The organism is Elstera sp. (genome assembly GCF_044372965.1).
GTDB lineage: Bacteria > Pseudomonadota > Alphaproteobacteria > Elsterales > Elsteraceae > Elstera.
In genome coordinates this window covers 1-9,826 of the sequence record NZ_JBILQX010000134.1, presented here as the reverse complement: position 1 = coordinate 9,826, position 9,826 = coordinate 1, and the positions used below count along the sequence as shown (strand labels likewise).

The 9,826-nt window shown below is 61.2% G+C and carries 9 protein-coding genes; 8 read left to right on the top strand and 1 reads right to left on the bottom strand.

Annotation, left to right across the window (positions count from 1 at the left end; translation table 11 throughout):
* Positions 1-933: ROK family protein (locus ACIQ36_RS14820; protein WP_395830637.1), on the bottom strand; the 933-nt coding region annotated here is incomplete at its 3' end.
* Between the two features lie 520 nt (positions 934-1,453).
* Between ACIQ36_RS14820 and ACIQ36_RS14815 the strand changes: the two genes are divergently transcribed.
* From ACIQ36_RS14815 to ACIQ36_RS14780, 8 genes are all read left to right on the top strand, one after another.
* Positions 1,454-2,701 carry an ABC transporter substrate-binding protein gene (locus ACIQ36_RS14815; RefSeq protein WP_395830635.1) on the top strand — a complete coding sequence of 416 codons (1,248 nt, stop codon included), beginning with the start codon at positions 1,454-1,456 and terminating at the stop codon, positions 2,699-2,701.
* 119 nt (positions 2,702-2,820) lie between these two features.
* On the top strand, positions 2,821-3,876 hold the full coding sequence (locus ACIQ36_RS14810) for a carbohydrate ABC transporter permease (RefSeq protein ID WP_395830633.1): 1,056 nt from the start codon (positions 2,821-2,823) through the stop codon (positions 3,874-3,876).
* A gap of 2 nt (positions 3,877-3,878) precedes the next feature.
* A complete protein-coding gene (locus tag ACIQ36_RS14805; protein ID WP_395830631.1) occupies positions 3,879-4,715 on the top strand; it encodes a carbohydrate ABC transporter permease in 837 nt (278 codons plus the stop codon).
* An 11-nt stretch (positions 4,716-4,726) separates the two neighbouring features.
* Positions 4,727-5,788 (top strand): ABC transporter ATP-binding protein, encoded by a 1,062-nt coding sequence (locus tag ACIQ36_RS14800; protein WP_395830628.1) that lies wholly within the window; start codon positions 4,727-4,729, stop codon positions 5,786-5,788.
* 12 nt (positions 5,789-5,800) lie between these two features.
* Positions 5,801-6,844 carry an ester cyclase gene (locus tag ACIQ36_RS14795; protein WP_395830626.1) on the top strand — a complete coding sequence of 348 codons (1,044 nt, stop codon included), beginning with the start codon at positions 5,801-5,803 and terminating at the stop codon, positions 6,842-6,844.
* Between the two features lie 2 nt (positions 6,845-6,846).
* Positions 6,847-8,160, top strand: coding sequence for a histidinol dehydrogenase (hisD, locus tag ACIQ36_RS14790; protein ID WP_395830624.1), 1,314 nt, complete (start codon positions 6,847-6,849; stop codon positions 8,158-8,160).
* Between the two features lie 12 nt (positions 8,161-8,172).
* Positions 8,173-8,940: an SDR family NAD(P)-dependent oxidoreductase gene (locus ACIQ36_RS14785; protein ID WP_395830622.1), complete on the top strand. Its 768-nt coding sequence runs from the start codon at positions 8,173-8,175 to the stop codon at positions 8,938-8,940.
* The coding region (locus ACIQ36_RS14780; RefSeq protein ID WP_395830620.1) for a LacI family DNA-binding transcriptional regulator at positions 8,937-9,826 on the top strand (890 nt) is incomplete at its 3' end. The genes ACIQ36_RS14785 and ACIQ36_RS14780, both read left to right, overlap by 4 nt.

Below are 9,826 nucleotides of genomic sequence, written 5' to 3'. Positions count from 1 at the left end.
CCTCAACCCACACACATAACGAAACGAGACTCTACGCCTGACTGGTAACAAGAAGGGGAGCACATCACGCGGTAAGGCCCCCGGCTGATCCGGCAAGAACGGCGCGGCCAAGCGGGCAATGGCGTAATCAGCGGTATAGGCTTCAAGGCACCCGAGTTTGCCGCATTGGCACTGCGGCCCCTCAGCCCGGTGGCGGGTGTGGCCGAACTCGGTGCCGAGCCCGAAGCCGCCGCGCAACACCTCGCCGCCCGTGACAATCGCCATGCCGAGGCCCTGATCGAGCGTTACCACCAAAAAATTGTCACTCTGATCGGGCGCACCGAACCACACTTCGGCGAGCGCCACGAGTCGCGCTTCATTGTCCATCACACACGGTAGCCCAAGGGCCTCACTGAGCGCTTCGGCCAAGCGCAACGGCCCGTTGCCAAACAGCGGGCTCCAATGGCAAATGCCGCTTGCGGCATCGATCATCCCCGGCAGCGCGATGCCAACCCCGGCGATTTGGCTGAGCGGCAGTGACGCCTCCTCACTCACCCGCCGAAGCCCCGCTTCGATGACCGCCAAGGTGGCGGCAACCCCGTCCCGCTTCGGCTGCGCTGGGATCGAGAGTGCGTACTCTTCCTCCGCCTTCAAGTTAGCGACGCTGAACGTGAGCCGGTCGGAGGAGATGTTGACCCCCAACACCGCCGCCGCATCGGCGTTTAGGCGCAGCATCACCCTAGGCCGCCCGCGACCGCTAATCTCTTCTTGCTCTTGAGCCAGGGTCACAAGGCCCTCGGTTTGTAAATCCTGCACAATCGCCGAAATCGTGGCGGGCGATAGGTGCGTGCGTTGGGCGAGTTCAATCCGCGCAATCGGCTCGTGCCGCCGCAAACAATCCAGCACATGGAAGCGGTTGATCGCGCGCATCCACTCCGAATCAGCCGTTTTCATCGCACCCGTCATTCTAGCCCACTTATTAACTCTGCGGTTTTGCTCTTTGAACTAGCCGTTAATCCTGAGACGAAAACAAGGCCCTATCCGGGTCAGAAAAAGGGGTCTGCTTAATGCATTCGTATTCAAATTTGGCGGAAGCATCGCAATGAGCGGAAGAAGAGAGTTGATCGCGGCTTTTCGCCTGTCCGCTAAACTCCGCGTAAGGCTTCCAAGCTGGTCGCATCGCCCCCTGTTGAGCCTATATTTTCGGAAACAGTGGGAGCGTGGGCACGGCGTTAAAAGGACGGACAAGGGGGCTGCAATCGTCCTTGCATACGTAGTCAAAATCCCGTAGCGTTTTGGAGTTAGGAAGGGGCAGCCCTGGTTTTCTGCCCAAAAATCTCGCGCCCAGCGGGGCCGAGAGAAGATAGCACCGGCAAGCGGTGTTGAGACAGAAGCGCGCCGGCAAACGGTGCCGATTTTACCGAACAGGGACGCAGTCTGATCCGCCCGTGGGCGGCTAACCGGAGACAGTTTCATGAAAAGAGTTTCGATATCCGCCCTTGTCAGCGTTACCGCGCTCACCCTGCTTGCGGCAGGCCCCGTGCTGGCGGACTGCGGCTTTACGGGGCGCACTGGCACCGTGAACGTGCTCGCCAACTCCTTCCCCGTGCTGGACCATATGGCGACGGCGATGAAGGCGTGCGGCAAAGATGGGCTGACGGTGAACGTTAAGCTCACCTCGCAACTGAAGGAAGAGGTGGAACAGGCGTTCGGCTCTGGGGCGTCGCCCTTCGATCTGGCGCAGGTCGGCACCGGCTCTTTCACCACGCTCGCCGCCAATGGCAGTTTGCAGCCGATGACCGATCTGGTCGGCAAATATAAAGCCAAATACGATCTTCAACCGTCGATGCTGATCACTATCGGCAAAGATGTGTATGGCATCGCCTTCCAAACCAACCTTCAGCATCTGTTTTACCGGAAAGATCTGCTGGAGCAGCATAAGATCCCCGTGCCGAAAACCTATGCCGAGGTTTTGGCGGCGGCCAAAAAGCTGAAAGAGGTTGGTGCGGTCGAAAACCCCTTCTCCGCCGCCTATAAGCCCGGCTGGGATTTGGCCAATGAGTTCACCAATATCTACCTCTCCGAAGGCGGTAAATTCTTCGCCGATGGCTCGGCTGAACCGAAATTTCAAAGCCCGGAAGCGCTCAAAACCTTAGCCACGATGAAAGATCTCGTGGGTTACATGTCGCCAAACGCCCTCGGCCTTGCCACGGGGGACGTGACCACCGCCTTCCAGCAGGGAACCACCGCCTTAGGCATTCTCTGGGCCACCCGCGCGGCGGCGATGGACGATGCCAAAGTCTCCAAGGTCGTCGGCAAAGTCGGGTTTGCTGCCGCCCCGGGAGCTAGTGCCGGAGCGCCTTCTGCGACCACGCAGTTCTGGGACGCGTTCGTGATGCCGCGCAGCATGAAGGGCGACCGGGAAACCGCGTTTCTGCTGCTGATGGAAGCAACCAAGCTCGATACGATGAAAGCCGCGCCAGACCTTGCCAACTGGCTGCGCCCCGGCATTTCGACCAGCGAATATTCTAAGGGCGTGCAAGAGTCGGTAGCGGCGCAAGCCCCTGGTTTTCCGACCGAACCCTATTTCTCCCTCGCGCTGGCCGCCCTTGGGCAACAGGTGGGCGATTATCTCGCGGGCCGCAAAACGGCGGAACAGGCCCTGTCCGAAGCCACCCGTGCCTATACGCAATCGGCCAAAGAAAAGGGCTATCTGAAATAGGCGTGGGTTAACCCTCCCTACCGTCGCCCTTTGGGGGAGGCGGTTTTCCCCCGCCGCCTCCCTGTTTTCCCTTACGCTCGACGCCGCTCCGCGCTTCGAGAAGGATGGGATGCACGATCATGCGCCTGAAAACCCTCATCGGCTTCGTGCTGCCTTCGGTAGTGGCGATGATCTTGCTCATTGCGCTGCCCTTGGTCGGCGTTATCGGCCTTAGCCTGTGGAACTCCTACACCAAGACCGAAATGGTGCGTGTCGAGCAAAGCACGCCGACCGGCACCATCATCCGCACGCAGCCGCGCCCGGTGATGGACGAAACCGGCAAGCCAGTGAAAGTATGGGAATTCTACGGCCTTAAAAACTTCCTCTCGGTCTTGGATGTGGACGGGATGGAGCGGGCGTTTACGGCAGACCGTCGCCTCAACCCCGTGACTGGCGCACCGCAATCCTGGGCCGAGCGCGCGGGCGGCGTGTGGGGCGATATTGCCAACTTGCCGTTCTGGGGCGCGCTCAGCTTCACGCTGATCTACACGGCGATCACCACGCCGCTGGTGCTGATCTTCGGCTTTCTCATCGCGCTCGGGGTCCATGCGGTGGTGAGGCCGCTGAAAGGCCCGCTGATTTTCGCCTCCCTACTGCCCTTCGTGATTACGCCGGTGGTGGGGGCGCTGTCGATCAAATGGCTGTTTCTCGATAACGCCGTGATTACCGTGATGCTGCAATCCTTGGGCTTTGGGAAAATCTACTTCCTGCAAAATGCCTTTACGACCGGATTTTTGGTGATTCTCTATGGGCTGTGGCACGTGGTGCCCTTCGCTTTCATCGTGCTGTACGCGGGCTTGCAGACCGTGCCGCAAGATGCCGTAGAGGCGGCGGTGGTCGATGGCGCGTCGCGCTGGCAGAGCGTGCGTTACGTGATCATGCCGCACTTAGCGCCGCTGTTCAGCTTCATCACCCTCATTCACATCATGGATGCCTACCGGGTGTTCGAGCCGATCTTGGTGTTCTCCGCCGGACAAGGCGCGAGTTCCTTGCAGTATCTCACCTACTACCTGCTGAACGGCGAGCAGAATTTCCATAAGGCGAGCGCCGCCGCCCTGCTGACGGTGGTGGGTATTCTGCTGCTGTTGATCCCCCTCATTCTCCGCACGTGGCGGCAACACCGGGAAGGAGCCTGATCATGGCACGCAAATCCAGCCGCTCGCTTGCGGGGTTGCTCGCCGTTGGGCTCGGGCTGTGGGTGATCCTCGCGGCGTTTCCCTTCCTGTGGATGGCGCTTATTTCGGTGCGGGTGCCGGTCGATGCCTTCTCGGTGCCGCCGCAACTGTTTGCGCCGTTCACGCTGGAGAATTATCACGAGCTTTGGGTGGTCGATCAGTTTTACGTGAAGTTCTTCAACTCCGCGATTGTTACCCTGGGCGTGCTCTGCGTGTCGCTCAGCATCGGCTGTCTTGCGGGCTATGCGCTGTCGCGTTACGAGGGTAACTTAGGCTTCTGGCTGCTGATGGTGGCCTTGGTGTTCCGCGCCCTGCCCCATTCCACGCTGCTGCCCGGCTATCAGCTGGCTTTTGCCGAGCTTGGCATTTGGAACCGCTACGAGACACTGATCATCGTTCTGGTCGCCATCAACCAGCCCTTCACGATTTGGATGCTGAGGAGCTTCTTCGCCAATATCCCGAAGGATTTGGACGAGGCGGCGCTGGTGGATGGCTGCACGCGGGCGGGCGCCTTTTTCCGCGTCATCGTGCCGGTGATGTGGCCAGGGATTATCACGACGGGGCTGTTCTCCTTCCTGCTCGCCTACAATGATTTCCTTATCTCTTCGCAGTTGATGAATGCCGATAAGCAGACGATGACCGCTGCCCTCTCCGCCTACATCAATGCCGATGACGACGCCTATAAGCTGATGCAGGGCATCGCGGGCGCGGTTTCGGTCACTATTCCGCTGATTTTCCTTGTGCTGTTCTTCCAGCGCCAGCTCGTATCCGGGTTGGTGCAGGGCGCGGTCAAGGGTTAAGGAGCGCCGCGATGGCATCGATCCGTTTTTCCAATATAACCAAGCGCTGGGGTTCGTTCGTGGGGGTGGACAGCCTCTCGCTCGATATTGCCGACCGCGAGTTCATCGTACTGCTCGGCCCGTCTGGCTGCGGCAAGACCACCAGTATGCGAATGGTTGCAGGGCTGGACGATCCAACCTCCGGCGATGTGTTCATTGGCGACCGACGCGTGAATGATCTGGAGCCGAAAGACCGCGACATTGCCATGGTCTTTCAATCCTACGGGCTTTACGCGCATCTGTCGGTCTATGAAAACATCCGCTTTCCGCTCAAAGTGCGCGGCATTCCCAGCGCCGAGCATGACGCCAAAGTGCGCGCCGCCGCCGCCATGGTGGAACTCACCGAGTTTTTGGAGCGCAAACCGAAAGCGCTTTCCGGCGGGCAGCGGCAGCGCGTGGCCTTAGCGCGCGCCATCGTGCGCCAGCCTAACTGCTTTTTAATGGACGAGCCGCTGTCGAACCTCGACGCCAAGCTCCGCATTACCATGCGCGCCGAAATCAAACACCTGCATCACCGGCTGAACGTGACCACCATCTACGTCACCCACGATCAGGTGGAGGCGATGACCTTGGCCGACAGAGTGGCCGTGATGGAAAAAGGCCGCATTCGCCAACTCGGCACGCCCACGGACATTTACAATAATCCCGCCAATCTGTTCGTTGCCGGGTTCATCGGCTCGCCGCCGATGAATTTGATCGACGGCGATATTGTCGAAGGCCAGTTCCGCGCGGACGGGGTGAGCGTTCCCCTGCCCTTCCAAGGCTCGCGCCAAGATGTCGTCCTGGGTATTCGTGCCGAAGATTTGCGCCTCGTCGATCCGATGCACGGCCATTTCCGTCAGGAAGTCTATTCAGTGGAACTGCTCGGCGATGCCACCTTGGTCAGCCAGCGCTTCGGCTCCCGCCTCGTGACCGCGCGGGCTGACAAAGGCTTTCGTATCGAGATGGGGGCGACCTCCGCGTTCGAGGCCATGCCCGGCGCTTATTATTTGTTCGACCGGGTGAGCGGCGACCGCATCGCCCTGCCCGCGTAGAAGGAAAAATTCATGACCAGCTTCGATCCCGTCGCGGCCAAACGCACCATCGTTCACGGCTATGCCCAGCTTCTGGCGCGCGACAACCGCAAGCGCGCCGCCATTGATCCTACCGCCCTAGCGCCGCTGTTCGATACCGATATTCTCTGGCACGCCCAGGCCCCAACCGATGACGTCCAGGGGCTTTCAGCCCTGCACCGCGACGTTTGGCAACCGCTGCTAACGGCGGTGCCCGATTTGGAGCGGCGGGACGATTTAGTGCTGGCGGGCAGCTATCAGGGCCATGATTTCGTGTCAGCCAGCGGCCATTATCTCGGCACCTTCACCGCCGATTGGCTGGGAATTCCGGCGACGGGATCGCCCGTTTATATCCGCTTTGGCGAGTTCTATCGCTTCGAGGGCGGGCGCGTGGTGGAAGCCTATATTCTTTGGGATCTGTTGGAGGTGATGCGCCAAGCGGGCTGCTATCCGCTGGCCCCACAGTTCGGCATTGTCGGCCCCACCCCCGGCCCCGCCAGCCGCGACGGGGTGGTGCTGGCCCCGGTCGATCCGGCGGAAGGGGCGGAAAGCCTGCGCTTCACCGAAACCATGTTCGCGGGCCTTCGCAGTTACGACGGCAAGTCCCTCGCCTCGATGGGGATGGAGCGCTATTGGCACACGGATATGATGTGGTACGGCCCGGCGGGCATCGGCACCGCGCGCGGCATCAGCGGGTTTCAGAGCTTCCATCAGGGGCCGTTTCTTGACTCGTTCCCCGACCGCAAGGGCGGCAACCATAAGGCCCGGTTCGGCGAGCGGCAGTATGTTTGCTCCACCGGCTGGCCGAGCGTGCGCGCCACCCACACCGGCAGCGGCGTGCTGGGGTTGTCGCCCACCGGCAAACCGATTTCGATGCGGGTGATGGATTTCTGGCGGCGCGACGGCGTGCTGCTCGCCGAAAACTGGGTGTTTATCGACATGATCGATCTCGCGCGGCAAATGGGCGTGGACGTAATGGCCCGGATGAACGTGCTGCTCCACGGCAGCCGCAACCGCGCACACAATGGGGGAATCTAAGAATGGCACGGTGGCTTAAAACAGGGGCGGAAGCCTCGGCCCAGCAGCGCGCCGACTCGGACGCCAAGGTTCGGGCGACGGTGGAAGCAATTATTGCCGATATTCAAGCGCGCGGTGATGCCGCCGCGCGCGACCTTTCGGCGAAATTCGACGATTGGGCCCCCACGCAGTTCCGCCTTAGCGAGCAGGAGATCGAAGCGTCCCTCTCCAAAGTCAGCAAGCGCGATTTGAGCGATATCGCTTTCGCGCAAGAGCAAGTGCGGAATTTCGCCAAGGCCCAGCGCGCGGCCATTCAGGATGTGGAGGTGGAAACCCTCCCCGGCGTCGTGCTGGGTCATAAGAATATCCCGATGAATGCTGTCGGCTGCTATGTGCCGGGCGGAAAATATCCGCTGGTGGCGAGCGCGCACATGAGCGTCGTCACCGCCAAGGTTGCCGGGGTGAAGCGGGTTGTGGCGGCAGCCCCACCCTTCAAAGGTGGCCCGCACCCCGCGATTGTGGCGGCGATGCACATGGGCGGGGCCGACGAAATTCTGGTGCTCGGCGGTGTGCAGGCGGTCGCGGCCATGGCGATTGGCACCGAGAGCATCGCCCCGGTCGATATGCTCGTCGGCCCCGGCAATGCGTTCGTTGCCGAAGCGAAACGGCAGTTGTTCGGGCGCGTTGGGATTGATCTGTTCGCCGGTCCCACCGAAACCATGATCATCGCCGACGATACCTGCGATGCGGAACTCTGCGCGACCGACCTGTTGGGCCAAGCCGAACATGGGCCAAACTCCCCCGCCATCCTCATCACTAATTCGGAAAAACTGGCGCGGGCAACAATGGCGGAGGTTGAACGGCTGCTGACCATTCTGCCCACCGCCGATATCGCCACGCTGGCCTGGCGCGATTATGGCGAGGTGATCCTGTGCGATTCGGTGGACGAAATGGTGCGCGAAGCCGACCGGATCGCTTCCGAACATGTGCAGGTGATGACGGCAGACCCGGAGTATTTCTTGACCCATATGACCAACTACGGCGCGCTGTTCTTAGGGCCGCGCACCAATGTGGCCTATGGCGATAAGGTGATCGGCACCAATCACACGCTACCAACGCGCGGGGCGGCGCGCTACACGGGCGGTCTGTGGGTCGGGAAATTCCTGAAAACCTGCACTTATCAGCGCGTGCTCACCGATAGCGCCAGCGCGCTGATCGGCGAATATTGCTCGCGTTTGTGCATGTTGGAGGGCTTTGCCGGTCATGCCGAGCAAGCGAATGTGCGCGTGCGCCGCTATGGTGGCCGCAACATTCCCTATGCCACGGCGGCTGAATAAGGAGATTTTCCCATGATCGCGTTGCCCCAAACACCCTCTTTCCGCCTTAATGGCCGCCGCGCGCTCGTGACCGGCGCAGGGCGGGGGCTTGGGCTCGCGATTGCGGCGGCTTTGGCCGAAGCCGGGGCGTTCGTGACCCTTGTCGCGCGGAATGAAACGGAAATTGCCGAAGCCGCGTCCGCCCTCACCGCGCGCGGTGATCAGGCTGAAAGTTTGGCGCTGGACGTGAGCGATAGTGCGGCCGTGGCAACCGCCCTCGCCGCCCGCCCGGCATACGATATTCTGATCAACAACGCAGGGACCAACCGCCCGAAACCGATGGCGGAGGTTACGGCGGACGATTACCGCGCCGTGATGGACCTTAACGTCGATGCCGTCTTCCGCCTCACGCAAATCGTGACCACCCGGATGCTGGCGGAGGGCAAGCGGGGCACGGTGATCAGCATTTCTTCGCAAATGGGCCATGTGGGGGCGGCCAATCGCGCGCTTTATTGCGCCTCAAAGCACGCAATTGAGGGGATGACCAAGGCGCTTGCTGTGGAACTCGGCCCGCACGGCATTCGGGTAAACAGCATCGCCCCCACCTTCTTTGAAACCCCGCTAACCCGGCCTTATTTCGATGATCCGGTCTTCAAAGCCTCGGTGTTGAGCAAGATCAAACTGGGGCGCGTCGGCCAGCCGGAAGATATTATGGGGGCGGTCGTGTTTTTGGCGTCGGACGCGGCGGCGATGATCACCGGCACCTCGCTTCTGGTCGATGGCGGGTGGACGGCGGAATGACCGCAAAACGGCCCGATAGCCCAAAGCGGCGCGTAACCTCCACCGATGTGGCCGAGCTTGCCAACGTCTCGCAATCGGCAGTGTCGCGCGTGTTCGCCCATCACCCCAGCGTGTCCGACAAGATGCGCCGGGCGGTGCTGGACGCCGCGCGCACGCTGGGGTATCGCCCGAACGCTATCGCCCGCTCCCTCATCACGCAGCGCTCGCGCATTATCGGCGTGGCGATGGCCTATCTCGATAACCAATTCTACCCGGAAGTGCTGCAAAGCCTGTCGCGCGCGCTGCAAGCCCATGGCTATCAAATTCTGCTGTTCACGGCGGATGAAACCGGCGCGGCCGATCCGATGTTAGAGCAAGTGCTGTCCTATCAGGTCGATGCGCTGTTGCTCGCCTCCGTCTCGCTCTCCTCCCATATTGCCGAGGAATGCGAGTTGGCGGGGATTCCGGTCATTCTGTTCAATCGCACCAGTTCTACTCCGGGCGCTGCCAGCGTAACGGGGGATAATTTTGCGGGCGGGCGGCAAATTGCGGAATTTTTGGTCGCGGGCGGGCACCAGCGTTTTGCCTATATCGCAGGCGCCGCCGAAAGCTCCACCAACCGCGACCGGGAGGCGGGGTTTTGCGCCGGTCTTGCCGCTTTAGGAATGCCGCAACCGATGCGCGTTCCGGGGCAGTATGATTGGCAAGGAGCCCAGGTGGCAACCCGGCTGCTGTTGGGGCGACCGACCCGGCGCGATGCGATTTTTGCCGCCAGCGATTTAATGGCGATTGCCTGCTTGGAAACTGCTCGCACTGAATTCGGTCTCTCCGTCCCCTCCGATCTTTCGGTCGTCGGGTTCGATGATGTCGGCGTTGCGCGCTGGCCGAGCTATCGGCTCACCTCCTT

What these genes read in the sequence shown, in the direction of transcription:
- hisD (WP_395830624.1), top strand. Translation starts at nt 6,847, where the DNA reads ATGGCACGGTGGCTTAAAACAGGGGCGGAAGCCTCGGCCCAGCAGCGC.
- ACIQ36_RS14785 (WP_395830622.1), top strand. Translation starts at nt 8,173, where the DNA reads ATGATCGCGTTGCCCCAAACACCCTCTTTCCGCCTTAATGGCCGCCGC.
- ACIQ36_RS14810 (WP_395830633.1), top strand. Translation starts at nt 2,821, where the DNA reads ATGCGCCTGAAAACCCTCATCGGCTTCGTGCTGCCTTCGGTAGTGGCG.
- ACIQ36_RS14800 (WP_395830628.1), top strand. Translation starts at nt 4,727, where the DNA reads ATGGCATCGATCCGTTTTTCCAATATAACCAAGCGCTGGGGTTCGTTC.
- ACIQ36_RS14815 (WP_395830635.1), top strand. Translation starts at nt 1,454, where the DNA reads ATGAAAAGAGTTTCGATATCCGCCCTTGTCAGCGTTACCGCGCTCACC.
- ACIQ36_RS14795 (WP_395830626.1), top strand. Translation starts at nt 5,801, where the DNA reads ATGACCAGCTTCGATCCCGTCGCGGCCAAACGCACCATCGTTCACGGC.
- ACIQ36_RS14805 (WP_395830631.1), top strand. Translation starts at nt 3,879, where the DNA reads ATGGCACGCAAATCCAGCCGCTCGCTTGCGGGGTTGCTCGCCGTTGGG.